Source organism: Azospirillum baldaniorum, assembly GCF_003119195.2.
Classification (GTDB): Bacteria; Pseudomonadota; Alphaproteobacteria; order Azospirillales; family Azospirillaceae; genus Azospirillum; species Azospirillum baldaniorum.
On the sequence record NZ_CP022253.1, the window covers coordinates 2,422,074 to 2,438,191 of the forward strand.

A 16,118-nucleotide genomic window follows, 5' to 3' on the forward strand; every position below is an offset into this window, starting at 1 on the left:
TGCCTTACACTCCCGCGTACATGCGGCCGGGGTTCAGGATGCCGCAGGGGTCGAAGCTCTCCTTCACCCGGCGGCTCAGCGCCTTCACCGGATCGGGCAGCGGGTGGAACACCTCCGTCGTGGTCCGCACGTCCTCGGGCGCGCGCACCAGAGTCGCGTGGCCGGCGGTGCCCAGCGCGCCGCGGATCGCCGAGGCGGCATCGGGCGTCGGCGCCACCGCCGCCCAGATCAGCCCGCCGCCCCAGTCGAAGTACAATTCCGCGTCCAGCGCCCAACGGATCGACTCCGCCACGCGCGGCCCTTCGGAAGGCTGGACGGAGATTTTCCAGATGTGGCGGGAGTCCTCGCCCCCACCCCAACCCTCCCCCGCTGACGCAGGGGAGGGAGTGGGCCCAAAATACGCCACGTCCCGAACCTCCTTCCACACCGCCAGCGACTCGTCCCGGTCCAGCACGGCGTCGGCGCCCAACTCCTCCTTCAGCGCGGCGACGCGGGCGATGACGGACGGGCCGAAGCCCTCCACCCGCACCAGCGTGACCGCCCCGCCCACCGCGGCGACCGCCCGCACATGGGATCGCGCCGCCACCGCGGCCGGCAGATGGGCGGCGCCGGACACGTCGTAGGGGCTCTGCAGCGCCGCGGTCAGCGCCGCCACGGCCCCGGCGTCCTCGCGCCCGGCCAGCAGAAGCGTCCGCACGTCCTCCGACGCCGGCAGCACCTTCACCGTCAGCTCCGTCAGCACGGTCAGCGTGCCGAAGGATCCGGCCATCAGCTTGGGCACGTCGTAGCCGGTGACGTTCTTCACCACCTTGCCGCCGCCCTTGTAGAGGTCGCCGCGCCCGTTCACCCCCTCGATGCCCAGCGTGTGGTCGCGGGCGGAGCCGGCGCTGATGCGCCGCGGCCCGGCCAACCCGCAGGATATCACCCCGCCCAGCGTCCCCTGCCCCTCCGGCCGGCCGAACAGCGGCCCGAGGTCCTGCGGCTCGAAGGCGAACTGCTGCCGCCGCTCCGCCAGCATCGGCAGAATCTCGGCCATCGGCGTGCCGGCCCTGGCGGTCAGCACCAGCTCTTCCGCCTCGTAGGCGACGACTCCGGACAGGCCGGAGAGGTCGAGGGTGTAGGCGGTCTGGATCGGGCGCCCGAGGCCGCGCTTGGACCCCGAACCGGCGACGTCCAGCGGCGTCCCTTCCGATAAGGCCCAGCGCACCGCATCGGCGGCCTGGGCCGCCGAGTCGGGCTTGACGGTGGTCACGGTCATGCGGATGGCCTCAGAAGCGGGGGATGTCGGGAAAGCGCAGCTCCCCCTTGTGGATGTGCACGCGGCCCAGCTCGGCGCAGCGGTGCAGCTTGGGAAAGACCTTGCCGGGGTTCAGCAGCCCGTCGGGGTCGAAGGCGCATTTGATGCGCTGCTGCTGGTCGAGATCGACCTCGTCGAACTGGTCGGTCATCAGGTCGCGCTTCTCCACCCCCACGCCATGCTCGCCGGTCAGCACGCCGCCGACCTCCACGCACAGGCGCAGGATGTCGTTGCCGAAGGCCTCCGCCCGCTCCAGCTCGCCCGGCTTGTTGGCGTCGTAGAGGATCAGCGGGTGCAGGTTGCCGTCCCCGGCGTGGAAGACGTTGGCGACCCGCAGGGCGTAGCGGTCGGACATCTCCTGCATGCGGTGCAGCACCAGCGGCAGCGCCTTGCGCGGGATGGTGCCGTCCATGCAGTAGTAATCGGGGCTGATTCGCCCCACCGCCGGGAAGGCCGCCTTGCGCCCGGCCCAGAAGGACAGCCGCTCCTCCTCCGAGGTCGAGACTCGGGAGTAGCAGCAGCCCTTGGACCGCGCGATCTCCGCCACCTGGTCGATCAGATGGTCGACCTCCGCCGCCGGGCCGTCCAGTTCGACGATCAGCAGGGCCTCGACGTCCAGCGGATAGCCAGCGTGGACGAAATCCTCCGCCGCATGGATGGCCGGCTTGTCCATCATCTCCATGCCGCCGGGGATGATGCCCGCGGCGATGATGGCCGCCACGCAGTCGCCGCCCTGCTCGCTGGTCGGGAAGCCGATCAGCACGGCGCGGGCGGTGGCCGGCTTCTTCAGGATGCGCACCGTGACCTCGGTCACCACCCCCAGCAGCCCCTCGGAGCCGGTGACCACGCCCATCAGGTCGTAGCCGCCGGCGTCGAGGTGCTTGCCACCCAGCCGCAGGACGGTGCCGTCCATCAGCACCATCTCCAGCCCCAGCACGTTGTTGGTGGTCAGCCCGTATTTCAGGCAATGCACCCCGCCGGAATTCTCCGCGATGTTGCCGCCGATGGTGCAGGCGATCTGGCTGGAGGGATCGGGCGCGTAATAGAAGCCCTCATGCGCCACCGCGGTGGAGATGCCGAGGTTGGTCACCCCAGGCTGGGTCACCACGCAGCGGTTGGCGAAGTCGATGTCGAGGATGCGGTTGAACTTGCCCATCCCCAGCAGCACTCCGTCGGCCAGCGGCAGCGCCCCGCCCGACAGGGAGGTGCCGGCGCCGCGCGGCACCACCTTCACCCCCATCTCCTTGCAGGTCCGTAGCACCCGGCTCACCTGCTCCACCGTGCTGGGGAGCACCACGACCATGGGAAGCTGGCGGTAGGCGGTCAGCCCGTCGCATTCATAGGCGCGCAGTTCGCTTTCGTCGGCGATCACCCCCTCGCCGGGCACGATGGCCCGCAGCGCTGCGATGATCTCGCGGCGGCGCGCGATGACGCCGTCGTCGGGCGCGGGCATCCGCATGGCCGGCCGTCCTCCCCTCTTTTCGGTCGCCGGGGTTGTTCCTGCGGCGTTCCTTTTTCAGAGGTAGCATCGAAGCCGCGCCGGCACCAGTCCCCCTTTTGACGCCCGCCACCCGGTCAGGCCGGAGCGGGCGCCTTCTGAAGCGTCGACAGCAGGTGGAAGCCGCGCCATTCCTGCGATAGGACCCGGAAGGCCCCGCGAAAGCCGTAATTGGCCGCCCAACGGTGCTGGTCGTCGAAGTAGAGGGCGAAGGTGTTCTCGGTGATGATGTTGACGTGGGTGGGGTCCTGGAACGCCTCGGCGTGCGGATAGGCCGGGGTCTGGGCGTAGAAGAGCCCGTCCGGCTTCAGGACGCGGTAGATCTCATCCATCAGCGCGATGAAGCTGTAGCGGCGATGCGGCGCGTAGACGATTCGCGGAACATGCTCGATCACATCGAAGGCGGTGACATAATCGAAGTGGCCGTCCTCGAAGGGAAGCGCATCCACGGCCAGATCCGCCGTCCGGATGTGCGGTGCGGGGTGGTCCTCGACGTCGAGCCCGAACAGTTCGCTCGCAGAGAAGGGATTCTTCGGGTTGGGACCGCAACCCAGATCCAAACTTCTGGTGACTAAACTTTTGGCACTCAAACTCTTGGTCATCCAACAACTCCGGATCGCACAGGCTACCTGAAACTGTCCGGAATTGATGCCGCTTTCAACCGAAACAAACGCCAGGCACGCAAAACGCGACGCCGCGCCGTCCCAAGGGAACGGCGCGGCGTCGCGTTCAACAACACAGCACTCGTCGGCCGGGCGGACCCGGCCGCCGGTCTCAGCCCTGGCGGGCCTTGAAGCGCGGGTTCTGCTTGTTGATGACGTAGACGCGGCCCTTGCGGCGGATCACGCGGCAGGCCTTGTGGCGCGTCTTCATCGACTTGAGAGAGTTAACGATCTTCATAGTTCTTCATCCTGGTCGGTCGGCGGCTCGATCGAAGGCGCGCACCATAGTGCGGCGCACCCCCGCTGTCAACGGCCCCCGTCGTGGTTGCGTTTCCCGCAGGATGCGGCCGTTTCGACGCTACTCTGCCGGTTTCAGCGCGTAGAAACGACACACCCGCATCCCCGCCTCGATGGCGGACACGCGGCGGACCCACAGCTCAACCTCGTCCATCACGGCGAGCTTGGTGTCGTGATCCAGATGATGGCGTTCCAGATGCTCGACCAGCCCCTGGATGGCGCTCACGATCAGGCCGCGGTGGGTGTCGGTGATGTCCTCGGCGATTCGCAGGTCGAGGTTCCGCTGGGCGAAGGCGGCGGCCATCTGGTCCTTGGACCACAAATGCGGCTGCATCGGCTCCTTGTCGCACCAGACCTGCACGGCCTTGGCCCCGGCCAGGGCCGGTTCGATCACGTAATCGGTCATCAGCAGATGGCCACGCGGCTTCAACGCCAGTTCCATCCCGTCGAACAGCTGGTCCTTGCCGCGGACGGAGAACATCCCTTCCTTGTAGACGATGGCGTCCACGCGCTTGGGATAGCTGAAATTCTCCGGGTCGTAGGTTTCGATCGGGGCCTTCTTCTCCAGCCCTTCCTTGAAGGAGCGGATCATCCCCTCCTTCGCCAGAAGCTCCGACGCCTCCAGGCCGGTCACCCAGCAGCCATACTTGCTCGTCATGGTGCGGCTGGTGCCGCCCAGACCGGCCGACAGGTCCAGCACGCTCATCGCCGGATTCAGCCCGAGCGGCTTCACCAAGTAGGGGATGTGGTCGTGGCCGCCCGGCGTGTTGAAGCCCTCGCCCCACAGCTTCTCCGCCACCTCGATCCGGTTGGCGCTCCACAGCGGCTTGCCCCAGCGGTTCACGCCGGGGCCATGGCCGCGGGCGGCGGGCTGGGCCGGAGCGGTGCCGGCCTGCGGCTTGCCGTCCTCCTCGCCGCCCCGGCCCTTCAGGCCGGAGAGGTCGTACCCCTCCCACCAGGCGTGAAGGCGGGTCTTGAGCGTGATGCGGGGAGCGCCCGCGTGATCGTGTCCGCTGTTATCGCTCATCGCCTTCGCGCCTGCCCCGTTGCCTGGACCGCCGGACGAATTCATTCCGACTTTCACAGTATCCGGGCGCTCCGTTCGTGCAAGCGCAAAATCCTGCGTCACATTACCGTAACGCCTTCTCCGCGTGCGGATCGTCCATGGCGGCGACCCGCGTCCCGGCCGCGCGCAGCACCGGCGTGCAGGCGGGCGGCATGCTGACGTAGCGCGGCTGCGGCTTGCCGTTGTGCCTCTCCACCACCGGGTAGACGGAGCCGAGCCAGGACGCGACCTCGTCGCCGCAGCCGTCGCCGTCGGGAATGTCGCGCTGGTCCTCGCACTGCGGGCTTCCCGCCGGGCAGCCCAGGCGGATGTGCATGTGCCCGTCATGGCCGTGCCAGGGCCGCAGCTTGCGCAGGAAGGCGCGGTCCGGCCAGGAATGGCGGCACATGGCGAGCTTGATCGCCGGGTTGACGAAGATGCGGGTCACCCGAGGGTCGCTGGCGGCGATGCGGACAAGCTGGGCCTGCCGTTCCGACCAGTCCTCGGTGACGCGGACACGCCCGTAATCGACGTATTTGATCTCAGTCAGGCTTTCCCGCGCGTTGCGGCCCATCGGCGGGTGGTCGAGCCGCAGCCAGACGTCGGCGTCGAGCCCGATCTGGTGGCTGGCGTGGCCGAAGCTCATCGGGCCGCCGCGCGCCTGCCCCATGTCGCCGATCAGCGCGGTTCCCAGCCCGGCCGCCGCGACCTTCCGCCCGAAGCCCTTCAGATAGTCGATCAGTTCCGGATGGCCGTAATAGCGTTGGCGGGACATGCGGATCACCTGATAGCCGGTGCCCTCCCCCGGCAGCGCCTGCGCCCCCGTGATGCAGCCCGCGGCGTAGCCGCCGATGGACTGGGCCGGCCCCAGGGCGGGACCGCTCACCTGGCTCCAGGCGATGGAATTGGGAGCCGGCGGTGCGGGCTTCTTCTTCTTGTGCGATCCGGCTTCGGCCGGTCCGGCGAGAGCGGCGGCGATCAGGGCCGCCGCAAGAATCCCGATCGTCGGGCCAACCGCCAAGCGCCCCATCATCTTCCCCCACGGACCGCCAATCGGGAAAGATTAGAGCCAATGTTTCTTAACGAAACGTGAGGCTCACGCTCATGTCACAACCGGTTTCGACTTGCCGACAAGGATGAAGGGCCGCACCCGGCCTCCGTTTACTGCTCAGTCCAAGGTCTGCCGATAGCGTTTCAGCGCGACGATCGTGACCACCGCCAGGAAGAGCAGCAGCGCCGCCACCTCCCCCGCGATTTCCGCCGGGCCGTTGCCTTTCAGGAGGATGCCGCGGACGATGCGCAGGAAATGGGTGAGTGGCAGGACCTCCCCCACCGCCTGCGCCCAGCCGGGCATGCCGCGGAAGGGGAACATGAAGCCGGACAGCAGCATGGACGGCAGAAAGAAGAAGAAGGACATCTGCATCGCCTGGAGCTGGTTCTTCGCCACGGTGGAGAAGGTGAACCCCACCGCCAGATTGGCGGCGATGAACAGCACCAACACGGCGGACAGCAGGGCAAGGCTGCCGACGAGGGGCACGCCGAACAGCAGCCGGGCGGCCAGAACGATGATGACGACCTGGATGTAGCCGACCAGGATGAAGGGCACGATCTTGCCCAGCATCACCTCGAACGGGCGGACCGGCATCGCCAGCAGGTTCTCCATCGTCCCGCGCTCCCGCTCGCGGGTGACGGCCAGGGCGGTCATCATCACCATGGTCATGGTCAGGACCACGCCCATCAGGCCGGGCACCACGTTGTACTGGGTGATGCCCTCCGGGTTGTAGCGGCGGTGGACCCGCAGCTCGACCGGGTCGGGCGTGGAGCGCAGAGGAGCCAGCGGCCCGGTCAGGTCGGGGTCCAGCGCCTGCCGCACGAGGGTGGACAGGGCGGCCAGCGCGTTGCTGGTCGCCGCCGGGTCGGTCGCGTCGGCCTCGACCAACAGCACCGGGCGCTCGCCCCGCTGCAGGTCGCGAGCGAAGCCGGCGGGAATGGTGACGGCGAACTGCACCCGCCCTTCCGCCAGCAGGCGGTCCAGCTCCGCCGGGCTGCCGGCGGCGCGGGTCACGTCGAAATAGCCGGAATTCGCCATGGCCGACACCAGCGTGCGCGCGAAGGGGCTGGAGTCGGCGGCGTGGACGGCGGTCGGCAGGCTCTTGGGATCGGAGTTGATGGCGAAGCCGAACAGCACGAGCTGGAGCACCGGCACTCCCACCATCATGGCGAAGGTCAGCCGGTCGCGCCGCATCTGGATGAACTCCTTCACCATCACCGCGACGAAGCGCGCGAAGGAAAAGTGCGTCATGGCATTTGTCCTTCCGCTGGCGTGGTCATGCGAAGTTGTCCGTGCTTCGGTTCATCAAATGGATGAACACATCCTCCAGCGTGGGCTCCGTCCGCCGCACCAGCAGGCCCGAGTCAGCGGCCCAGGGGCGCAACGCCTCCTCCAGTTCCGCACCATCGCCGCCGCTGACATGCAGCCGGGCGCCGAAGGCGGCGACCATCTCGACACCCGGACGGTCGCGCAGCGACGCCGCGACGTGCCCGAGGTCCGCCCCGCCCGCCCCCCGCGCGCCGACCTCGTAGGTGACCAGACCCGAGGTGGCGATCACCTCCTCCACGCTGCCCTGGGTCATCAGCCGGCCATAGGCGAGGTAGGCGATGGCGTGGCAGCGTTCGGCCTCGTCCATGTAATGGGTGCTGACCAGCACGGTCAGACCCTCGGCGGCCAGCCGGTGGATCTCGTCCCAGAACTCCCGCCGCGCCTTGGGATCGACGCCGGCGGTGGGCTCGTCGAGCAGCAGCAGCTTCGGCTCATGCAGGATGCAGGCAGCCAGCGCCAGACGCTGCTTCCAGCCGCCGGACAGTTCGCCCGCCAACTGCGCCCGCCGGTTGCCCAGCCCCAGCCGCTCCAGCGCCGCGACAACCTTCTGCCGCCGGTCCGGCAACCCGTACATGCGGGCGACGAAATCCAGATTCTCGGCGATGCTCAAATCCTCCCAGAAGCTGAACTTCTGGGTCATGTAGCCGACCTGCCGCTTGATGGCGGCGCTCTGGCGGCGGATGTCGAGCCCGAGGCAGGTCCCCTCCCCGGCGTCGGGGGTCAGCAGCCCGCAGAGCATGCGGATGGTCGTCGTCTTGCCCGACCCGTTCGGCCCCAGGAAACCATAGATTTGCCCGCGCGCCACCCGGATGGAGAAGCCGTCCACCACCGTCTTGGCGCCGAAGCGCTTGACCAGACCGCGGACGTCGATGACGGCGTCTCCGGTCATGGCGGCAGTTCCACGTCCACCGGAAGACCGGGGTTGAGCGCCGCCCCGTCCTCCAGCCGCGCTTCCACGCGGAAGACCAGCTTCTCGCGGCTGCCGACGCTGTAGATCACCGGCGGGGTGTATTCCACCCGCGGCGCCACATAGGTCACGCGCGCCGTCAGGCCGGGCGGGCAGCCGTCGCAACGCACGGTCACCCGGTCCCCCGGACGGACGCGGGCCATCAGCGGCTCCGGGACGAAGACCACCAGCTTCCGCTTCTCCGGCGGCAGCAGCGAGACCACCGGGGCGCCCGCCGGCACCCATTCGCCGGGGTTGAACAGCGTGTCCTCGACCAGCGCCGCCTCGGGTGCCGGCGGAGCCATTTCGGCGAGGCGCCTGTCCGCCTGGGCCAGGGCCGCCTCGGCCTGGGCGACGGCGTCCTCCGCCGCGCGGATCTGGTCGGGGCGGGCCGGCAGGTTGGAGACGGCCAGTTGCGCGGTCAGCTCCTCCAGCCGCGCGCGGTCGCCGTCGCGGCTGGCGCGGGCGGCGTCCAGCCGGTCGTCGGAGCTGACCTTGCGCGCCACCAGCGTCTGCTGCCGCGCCAGCTCCGCTTCGGAATAGCGCAGCGCCGCCTCGGCCTGCGCGCGCTGGGCGGCGACCACCGCCAGCTCGTCGGGGCGCCGGCCGGTCCGCAGGTCGGCCAGCTGCGCCCGCGCCTGCGCCAGCGCGGCGGCAAGCCGGTCGCGCTCCGCCCGCGCGCTGGTGCGGTCGAGCGCGAAGAGGGGCGCGCCCGCCTCCACCCGCCCGCCGCGCGTCACCGCCAGCGTGTCGAGCGTCCCGGCCACCGGAGCGGCGATGCGCAGATACTCGCCCTCCGCATAGCCGTGGGCCAGCGGCACGGCGTACCCACCGCCCAGCCCGAGGACGGACAGGGCCGCCGCCAGCGTTTCGGCGATCCAGCTCATGACGGCGGCCCTCCCTCCGGAGCGAGGGTCCGGCGCAGCGCGTCGAGATGGGCGGCCAGCAGAGCCGCGACGTCCGGCGGGCGGCCCTCCAGCGCTTCGAAGGAGGAGCGCCACAGCGCGCTCATCAGCATCGGCGCGACGATCAGCCGGACGGTCGAGTCGACGTCCACCGGGCGGAACTCCCCGCGCGCCATGCCGCGCTCCAGCACCGCCGCCAGCAGGGCGAAAGCACGGCGGATCACCTCGTCGTAATAGAAGCGGGCGAGGTCGGGGAAATTGCCGGCCTCGGCGATGATCAGCTTGGGGATGGCGCCGGCGCGGGATTTCAGGATGCGCGTCGCGAAGAGGGTCAGCAGCGTTTCCAACACGGCGAAGCTTGGCCCCTGCGCCCCGGCCAGCAGACGCTCGGCCATGTTCAGGTTGGGCAGGATGGCCTCGCGGACCACCGCCTTGAACAGCTCCTCCTTGTTCGGGAAGTAGAGGTAGAGCGTGCCTTTGCTGACCCCGGCCCGCGCCGCGACGTCGTCCAGCCGGGTTGCCGCGAAACCGCGCTCGCCGAAGACGGTCAGGGCCGCGTCGACGATCTCCCGGGGGCGCGCCTCCTTGCGGCGGCGCCAGCGCGGAACGGCGGGATCATCCTCCGGCATGCCGTCCTCCAGGGTGGAGAAAATATTACTGACCAGTCAGTTATTAGCTGTTTGACAGTAGAAATTCCAGTTTTCTCAAGGGTTGCGCCGTTCTGCCGCAGCCATAAGTCATTGTGCGCCGCAGCAACTGATATGCAAAAGGGCTTGCCTTTCGACCGAGAGTTTCCGAAACTTTCGACAGTCCGCAGCGCGAACGGCTTGTCACGGAAGCACGCGCGGCGGGCGCACCGGTGGTCAAAGGCGCCGATCCGCAACGAGCGCACACCCCACCCCGGGAGGAACGGTTCAAGGCGCCGTGCCGGGATCAATTCGACGAGCGCGCCGGTGCGCGGCGTCCGGAGTCCCGGTTGAGCAGGGGGTGTCGATCATGCCGGGTGCAATGCGCCAGTCCACGTCGAACCTGGAACTGCTGACCATCTATGAGGTCAGCAAGATCCTCGGTTCCTCTCTCGACCTCCAGCAGACCCTGCGCGAGGTGCTTCGCGCGCTGGCCTACCAGCTGCAGATGCACCGCGGGCGCGTCTATCTGGTCGGCGAGGACAATGTGCTGCGTCTCGTGGCCGCGAACGGCCTGTCGAACGAGGCCGCGGCGCAGATCGAATTCCGCGACGGGGAAGGCATCACCGGCCGCATTCTGAAGACCGGCATGCCCGCCGTCGTCCCGAATCTGGCGGAGGAGCCGCTGTTCCTCAACCGCACCGGCGGGCGCGAGGACCTGGATGAGCAGGTGGCCTCGCTGGTCGGCGTGCCGATCAAAGCGGCGGGGGTGGTCGTCGGCGTGCTGACCATCGACCGCATTTCCGACGAGGGGCCGCAGGGCCATTTCGGCAGCGACGTGCGCTTCCTGACCATGGTCGCCAACCTGATCGGCCAGACCGTGCGGCTGCACCGCACCGTGGCCGAGGAGCGCCGCTTCATGATGCGGGAAACCTTCCGCATGCAGAAGGAGCTGCGGCCCATCGCCGCCCCGATCAACGACGTGGTCTGCACCAGCCCCAACATGCTGGAGGTGATGGCCCAGGTCCACCGGGTGGCGCCCTTCAAGTCCACCGTGCTGATCCGCGGCGAGAGCGGCACCGGCAAGGAGCTGATCGCGCGGGCCATCCACAACATGTCGCCGCGCAAGGATGCCCCCTTCATCCGCGTGAACTGCGCCGCCCTACCGGAATCGCTTCTGGAATCGGAGCTGTTCGGCCATGAGAAGGGCGCCTTCACCGGCGCGCAGAAGGACCACAAGGGCCGATTCGAACTGGCGTCGGGCGGCACGCTGTTCCTCGACGAGATCGGCGACATCTCGCCCAACTTCCAGGCCAAGCTGCTGCGCGTGCTGCAGGAGCAGGAGTTCGAGCGGGTCGGCGGGTCCAAGACCATCAAGACCGACGTCCGGCTGATCTGCGCCACCAACCTGAACCTGGAGGAGGCGGTCGGCCACGGCAAGTTCCGCGCCGACCTGTATTTCCGCATCAACGTGGTGACGATCCATCTGCCGCCGCTGCGCGAACGGCGCCAGGACATCGGCCCGCTGGCCCGCCATTTCGTGGCGAAGTTCGCCAAGGACAACGGTATGGCCCTCGTCATGGAGGACGAGGCGCTGGAGGTGCTGAACCGCTGCACCTGGCCCGGCAACGTGCGCGAGCTGGAGAACTGCATCGAGCGCGCGGCCACCCAGTCGCGCGACGGCATCATCCGCACCGAGTCCCTGTCCTGCAGCCTGAACCTCTGCAACTCCTCGGTCCTGTTCCAGTACCGCACGCTGGGCGCGTCGGTCGGCGGGCTCGCCCCGTCCATGGGGCCGGGGGCCGTCAACCGCGCTCCTCCCGGACGCCCCGGCGTTCCGGCGCCGGCCAACGCGCCGAAGATGCCGGCGATGCCGGCCCCGGTGCCGGAGCCGGTGGGTGCCGGCGGCGGCGCGTGGCCGGCCTGCGCGTCGGGCTGTTCCGCCGGCCCGTCGCCGGTCTGCGGCGCCGCCCAGCCGGTGGTTCCGGTCCCCCTGATCCCGCTGCCCCTGCCGGAACCGAGCGCGCCCGCCGCCGCGGCTCCCCCGGCCGCATCGGTTGCCAACGCCGCTCCGCCGCCCGCCGCGGAGGTGCCGCTGGACGAGCCGGAGTCGGGATCGCTGCGCGACCGATTGCTCTGGGCGATGGAGCGCACCGGCTGGGTGCAGGCCAAGGCCGCCCGCCTGCTCGGCATGACGACCCGTCAGGTGAGCTATGCCCTGCGCAAGTACAACATCGAGATCAAGCGCTTCTGAGGGCCGGACAACCGCAGGCCGATCAGTAACGGGTGGCCAAACCGATCATGTACGCGCGATCCACCGGCTCTCCCTGAGCGATGGCGGCGCCCGCTGATGAAGGCGTCGGGAGGTCCCGGGAGCGCTGGATAGGGTCGGGGGGACGGTCGACCTGATACACCGTGTGCCCTCCCAGTTCACCGACCTTGCGCATGTTCGCGACGGATGCCTGGAGAAACTCGCGCAGCTTCCTGCCGTAGTCGAGGGGATTCGGGTAGTCGCGGGCATCCGGCGGCGAAGCGCCCGGTGGCGCGGTCAGGGGCTTGACCAGGGCGTCGTCCACCGAATAGTCCTGATCGGCCGCCACCTTTCGGGAGGTCGGCAAGCCTGCCCGCTCCGACAGGATGGCGGCGGCGTCCTCTTCGCCGGTCTTGCGCAGCGCCTTGTCGATCGCGTCGAGATCGACGCCCAACGCCTTCAGGCTGTAGGTGGCATCCCCCTGCTTCTTCGTGGAATTCAGACGGGAATCGGAAAAGTCCATGGAGAAGAAGCCCGGCATGATGTAGCGCGACATTCCCATCCGGTCCTTCGCCAGGAGCGGATTCATCGTTCGCGCCGCCAGATCGGTCGACGCCGCCGCCCGTTCATCCTCGTTCATCGCCGCGGTCAGCTTGTCCATCAGCGACGACCGCCGGGCCAGCGTCTGGGACAGGGCACCGCGCAGATCGTCGACGCTGGTCGCCTCATCGAAGAAAAGATCAGCGTGATCGTTGTTGTACATACGCTGAGTCGCGCCCATGGCGCTGACGCGGGCCTGCTTCAACCGTTGCGTGAGCGCGTCGTTGACCGTCTCGCCGCTGATCTTCCCGCTGTCGACGAGATCGGCCAACTGCTGGCGCTGGGCGTCCGACAGGACCCCGAAGGCGGTCAGCCCGTCGCCGCGAAGCGCCCCGCCCAACCCGCTCAGCGCCACGCGATCGGACGCGGCAGCGCCGCTCGCGGCGGTCGCCCCCGGCGATGCGGGCGCCTCGGTGGATCGGGGCAGGACCGGCAACGACGAAGCCGCCGAGGTCACACCCGATACCGTCATGATCCCCTCCCTGAAAGGCCGGCCGGCGGCGATGCACGTCCAACCGCGGCGAATTCTCCGAACCACATCTTATGAGAGAAGAAATAAACGCGCAATATAACCTTTGAGGGCTGATCGGCGATCCGGCTGCGGCACGTCAGCCGTGCGGCCTGCGGGTTCCAAGGTCCCTGTAACCGTTACGAACGGTTGTGATATGACAGTGGAACACCGGCTTTACGCTGTGCCCCGCTTCCCGCAACCTCCAGCTTCGGGCCTTTGCACGGGATGGAAAAGCCCCTCGCGCTCCTCTTCGTGGACATCGCCGACAGCACGCTGCTCTACGAACTGGCGGGCGACCGCAAGGCGGCGGCGCTGACCCAGCGGGCGCTGGAAGGCTTGCGCCGGATCGTCGGGGAGAACGGCGGCACGGTGGTGAAAAGCCTGGGCGATGGGCTGCTGGCCTGCTTCCCCATGAGCGACGGCGCCACCCGCGCCGCGCTCGCCATGATGGAGCGGCAGGCGGATTTCGGGCTTCGCCTGCGTGCCGGGCTGCATTTCGGCCCGGTGATCGCCGGCCCCGGCGACCTCTACGGCGACGCCTGCAACGTCGCCGCCCGGCTGGAATCCATCGCCCGCCCCGGCGAGATCCTGGCGACCGACGATCTGGTTGACCGCCTCTCCCCGCCGCTGCGGACGCGGGCCCGCCTTCTGAACAGCGTCGCGGTGAAGGGAAAGGCAGCCCCGGTCCGCGTCCACCAGATCCGCGGCGACGATGCCGCGCCGGAGGCCGAAGACAACGCCACCGTCGCCTTTACCACATCGATCCCCGGCAACGGGCGCGGCCTGCCGTCCCTGCGGCTGTCCGGGCGCGGCGCCGACGCGACGCTGACCCCGCTGCTGCCGCGCGTCACGGTGGGGCGTGACGAGGGCTGCGGCCTGCGCATCCCGTCGCGCCGCACCTCGCGCCAGCACGCGGTGATCGACTTCAGCCGCGGCGGCTTCCTGCTGACCGACCATTCGACCAACGGCACCTTCATCCGCACGGGCGACTCCCCCTCCCTGCTGCTGCGTCGCGATTCGACGAAGCTGACCGGCAGCGGGCTGATCGGGTTCGGGGGAGAGCCGCTGCGGCCGGACGAGGACCATGTCCTGACCTTCCAGGTCGGGAGTGCCCGCTGAACCCTCTCCCGCCCCGGGAGAGGGAGGGACCCGCCGCGGCAGCGGCGGGAGGGTGAGGGTGCCGGCAAGGGTTGAACCGCTGATCCTCGCACGACCCTCACCCGGCGCCTCGGGCGCCCCCCTCTCCCGGGGCGGGAGAGGGAGCCATCGCCCACTCCGCTATTTTTTGAGCCCCCGTGTCGGGTCCCCGACAGGCGGCGTCATTGTCGGCCATTGTTGGGCTTTGTCCGCCTTTGTCGGATTGCCGACATGGCCCACACGCCCGACGCATCCCCATAACTCACTGAAAATCCACAAATCACCCGGTTGGCCCCGAACTTGCTTTTAACGACCTGACCAAGGGCGCCGACGGCGCGGCTGGGAAGGGAGTGGACGATGGCCAACGTTATTTCGCTCGACAGCATCCTGGGCGTGGGTGAGCTGAAAGCCGCCGCCGAGGCGCCGCCCGCCGCCGCCTCCGGCTGCGCGTCCTCCTCCTGCGGGTCGTCGGACGGCCCCGCCGACATGGCGCCGGAGGTGTGGGAGAAGGTGAAGAACCACCCCTGCTACTCCGAGGAGGCGCATCACTACTTCGCCCGCATGCACGTCGCCGTGGCGCCGGCCTGCAACATCCAGTGCAACTACTGCAACCGCAAATACGACTGCTCGAACGAGAGCCGGCCGGGCGTGGTCTCCGAGAAGCTGACCCCCGATCAGGCGCTCCGCAAGATCATGGCGGTGGCCAAGGAAATCCCGCAGCTCTCCGTCATCGGCATCGCCGGCCCCGGCGACAGCCTGGCGGCGGGCGGCAAGAACACCTTCAAGACCTTCGAGATGCTGGCAAAGAAGGCGCCGGACCTCAAGCTGTGCCTGTCCACCAACGGTCTGGCCCTGCCCGACCATGTGGACACCATCGCGAACTACAACATCGACCACGTCACGATCACCATCAACATGGTCGATCCCGAGGTCGGGCAGCACATCTACCCCTGGATCTTCCACGACCACAAGCGCTGGACCGGCCTGGACGCCGCCAAGATCCTGCACGAGCGGCAGATGCTCGGGCTGGAGATGCTGACGTCGCGCGGCATCCTGGTGAAGGTGAACTCCGTCATGATCCCGGGGATCAACGACGAGCACCTGATGGACGTGAACAAGGCCGTGAAGTCGCGCGGCGCCTTCCTGCACAACATCATGCCGCTGATCTCCGACCCGGCGCACGGCACGCATTTCGGGCTGACCGGCCAGCGCGGCCCGACCGCGCAGGAGTTGAAGGTCCTGCAGGACCAGTGCGAGGGCGGGGCCAAGCTGATGCGCCACTGCCGCCAGTGCCGCGCCGACGCGGTCGGCCTGCTGGGTGAGGACCGCGGTTCCGAATTCACCATCGACCAGATCGAGGCGATGGGCGAGGTCGAGTACGACCAGGAGGCCGCCCGCACCTACCGCGAGCATGTGGAGGGCGAGCGCGCCGGGCGCCACGCCGCCAAGGCCGCAGCACAGGCCGACGTCGCCGAGACGGTCGGCACCGAAGTGCAGCCGATCCTGATCGCCGTCGCCACCAAGGGCGGCGAGCGCATCAACGAGCATTTCGGCCACGCCAAGGAATTCCAGATCTACGAGGTCGGTCCGAAGGGCGCCAAGTTCGTCGGCCACCGCCGCGTCGACCAGTATTGCGAAGGCGGCTCGGGCGACGAGGACGCGCTCGGCGGCGTGCTGTCGGCGATCAACGACTGCACCGCGGTCTTCGTCGCCAAGATCGGCGGCTGCCCCTCGACGAGCCTCAAGGACGCGGGCATCGAGCCGGTTGACCGCTTCGCCTTCGAATACATCGAGGAGTCGGCATTGACCTACTTCAAGGACTATGCCGAGCGGCTCGGCCAAGGTGCGATCAACGCCCGCGAGGGCCAGGACGCGGTGATCCGCACCGGCGCCTTCACCGCCCTGCGCGCCTGATACCCAAGAGACCGACCAGAACCCACGGATTTACCCGGCGGCCCACCGC

Annotated in this window: 14 protein-coding genes; 3 read left to right on the forward strand and 11 right to left on the reverse strand. The window is 68.8% G+C overall.

What is annotated here, in order from left to right:
• Positions 1-4 precede the first annotated feature (4 nt).
• The 10 genes from glcE to Sp245p_RS11530 form a co-directional block, all read right to left on the reverse strand.
• Positions 5-1,258 (reverse strand): glycolate oxidase subunit GlcE, encoded by a 1,254-nt coding sequence (glcE, locus tag Sp245p_RS11485; RefSeq protein ID WP_014239817.1) that lies wholly within the window; start codon positions 1,256-1,258, stop codon positions 5-7.
• A gap of 10 nt (positions 1,259-1,268) precedes the next feature.
• Entirely contained in the window at positions 1,269-2,756 is a 1,488-nt protein-coding gene (locus Sp245p_RS11490; RefSeq protein WP_014239816.1) for an FAD-linked oxidase C-terminal domain-containing protein, read from the reverse strand.
• Positions 2,757-2,872: 116 nt separating this feature from the next.
• Complete coding sequence (locus Sp245p_RS11495; RefSeq protein WP_014239815.1) at positions 2,873-3,355, reverse strand: methyltransferase domain-containing protein; 483 nt, start codon at positions 3,353-3,355, stop codon at positions 2,873-2,875.
• Between the two features lie 214 nt (positions 3,356-3,569).
• On the reverse strand, positions 3,570-3,695 hold the full coding sequence (gene ykgO, locus Sp245p_RS11500; RefSeq protein WP_012973122.1) for a type B 50S ribosomal protein L36: 126 nt from the start codon (positions 3,693-3,695) through the stop codon (positions 3,570-3,572).
• A 120-nt stretch (positions 3,696-3,815) separates the two neighbouring features.
• Positions 3,816-4,781 carry an SAM-dependent methyltransferase gene (locus Sp245p_RS11505; RefSeq protein WP_014239813.1) on the reverse strand — a complete coding sequence of 322 codons (966 nt, stop codon included), beginning with the start codon at positions 4,779-4,781 and terminating at the stop codon, positions 3,816-3,818.
• A 103-nt stretch (positions 4,782-4,884) separates the two neighbouring features.
• Complete coding sequence (gene mepA / locus Sp245p_RS11510) at positions 4,885-5,832, reverse strand: penicillin-insensitive murein endopeptidase (RefSeq protein WP_109138516.1); 948 nt, start codon at positions 5,830-5,832, stop codon at positions 4,885-4,887.
• 135 nt (positions 5,833-5,967) lie between these two features.
• Positions 5,968-7,101 carry an ABC transporter permease gene (locus tag Sp245p_RS11515; protein ID WP_014239811.1) on the reverse strand — a complete coding sequence of 378 codons (1,134 nt, stop codon included), beginning with the start codon at positions 7,099-7,101 and terminating at the stop codon, positions 5,968-5,970.
• Between the two features lie 25 nt (positions 7,102-7,126).
• Positions 7,127-8,068, reverse strand: a complete 942-nt coding sequence (locus Sp245p_RS11520) for an ABC transporter ATP-binding protein (RefSeq protein WP_014239810.1) — start codon at positions 8,066-8,068, stop codon at positions 7,127-7,129.
• Positions 8,065-9,012, reverse strand: a complete 948-nt coding sequence (locus tag Sp245p_RS11525; protein WP_014239809.1) for an HlyD family secretion protein — start codon at positions 9,010-9,012, stop codon at positions 8,065-8,067. Before Sp245p_RS11525 ends, Sp245p_RS11520 begins: the two co-directional genes overlap by 4 nt.
• Positions 9,009-9,659, reverse strand: a complete 651-nt coding sequence (locus Sp245p_RS11530) for a TetR/AcrR family transcriptional regulator (RefSeq protein ID WP_014239808.1) — start codon at positions 9,657-9,659, stop codon at positions 9,009-9,011. Before Sp245p_RS11530 ends, Sp245p_RS11525 begins: the two co-directional genes overlap by 4 nt.
• A 367-nt stretch (positions 9,660-10,026) precedes the next feature.
• Here Sp245p_RS11530 and nifA point away from each other — a divergent pair, with 367 nt between their 5' ends.
• A complete protein-coding gene (nifA, locus tag Sp245p_RS11535; RefSeq protein WP_109138622.1) occupies positions 10,027-11,910 on the forward strand; it encodes a nif-specific transcriptional activator NifA in 1,884 nt (627 codons plus the stop codon).
• 22 nt (positions 11,911-11,932) lie between these two features.
• Here the strand turns inward: nifA and Sp245p_RS11540 are convergent, their stop codons facing one another.
• Complete coding sequence (locus Sp245p_RS11540) at positions 11,933-12,979, reverse strand: hypothetical protein (protein ID WP_014239805.1); 1,047 nt, start codon at positions 12,977-12,979, stop codon at positions 11,933-11,935.
• A gap of 264 nt (positions 12,980-13,243) precedes the next feature.
• Here Sp245p_RS11540 and Sp245p_RS11545 point away from each other — a divergent pair, with 264 nt between their 5' ends.
• Positions 13,244-14,137: an adenylate/guanylate cyclase domain-containing protein gene (locus Sp245p_RS11545; protein ID WP_014239804.1), complete on the forward strand. Its 894-nt coding sequence runs from the start codon at positions 13,244-13,246 to the stop codon at positions 14,135-14,137.
• 375 nt (positions 14,138-14,512) lie between these two features.
• Positions 14,513-16,069 carry a nitrogenase cofactor biosynthesis protein NifB gene (gene nifB, locus Sp245p_RS11550; protein WP_014239803.1) on the forward strand — a complete coding sequence of 519 codons (1,557 nt, stop codon included), beginning with the start codon at positions 14,513-14,515 and terminating at the stop codon, positions 16,067-16,069.
• Positions 16,070-16,118: the final 49 nt, after the last annotated feature.

Bases quoted from the DNA above. Each gene is read 5' to 3' on its own strand.
- glcE (WP_014239817.1), bottom strand. From the start codon at position 1,258: ATGACCGTGACCACCGTCAAGCCCGACTCGGCGGCCCAGGCCGCCGAT.
- Sp245p_RS11490 (WP_014239816.1), bottom strand. From the start codon at position 2,756: ATGCGGATGCCCGCGCCCGACGACGGCGTCATCGCGCGCCGCCGCGAG.
- ykgO (WP_012973122.1), bottom strand. From the start codon at position 3,695: ATGAAGATCGTTAACTCTCTCAAGTCGATGAAGACGCGCCACAAGGCC.
- Sp245p_RS11505 (WP_014239813.1), bottom strand. From the start codon at position 4,781: ATGAGCGATAACAGCGGACACGATCACGCGGGCGCTCCCCGCATCACG.
- mepA (WP_109138516.1), bottom strand. From the start codon at position 5,832: ATGATGGGGCGCTTGGCGGTTGGCCCGACGATCGGGATTCTTGCGGCG.
- Sp245p_RS11515 (WP_014239811.1), bottom strand. From the start codon at position 7,101: ATGACGCACTTTTCCTTCGCGCGCTTCGTCGCGGTGATGGTGAAGGAG.
- Sp245p_RS11520 (WP_014239810.1), bottom strand. From the start codon at position 8,068: ATGACCGGAGACGCCGTCATCGACGTCCGCGGTCTGGTCAAGCGCTTC.
- Sp245p_RS11525 (WP_014239809.1), bottom strand. From the start codon at position 9,012: ATGAGCTGGATCGCCGAAACGCTGGCGGCGGCCCTGTCCGTCCTCGGG.
- Sp245p_RS11530 (WP_014239808.1), bottom strand. From the start codon at position 9,659: ATGCCGGAGGATGATCCCGCCGTTCCGCGCTGGCGCCGCCGCAAGGAG.
- nifA (WP_109138622.1), top strand. From the start codon at position 10,027: ATGCCGGGTGCAATGCGCCAGTCCACGTCGAACCTGGAACTGCTGACC.
- Sp245p_RS11540 (WP_014239805.1), bottom strand. From the start codon at position 12,979: ATGACGGTATCGGGTGTGACCTCGGCGGCTTCGTCGTTGCCGGTCCTG.
- Sp245p_RS11545 (WP_014239804.1), top strand. From the start codon at position 13,244: ATGGAAAAGCCCCTCGCGCTCCTCTTCGTGGACATCGCCGACAGCACG.
- nifB (WP_014239803.1), top strand. From the start codon at position 14,513: ATGGCCAACGTTATTTCGCTCGACAGCATCCTGGGCGTGGGTGAGCTG.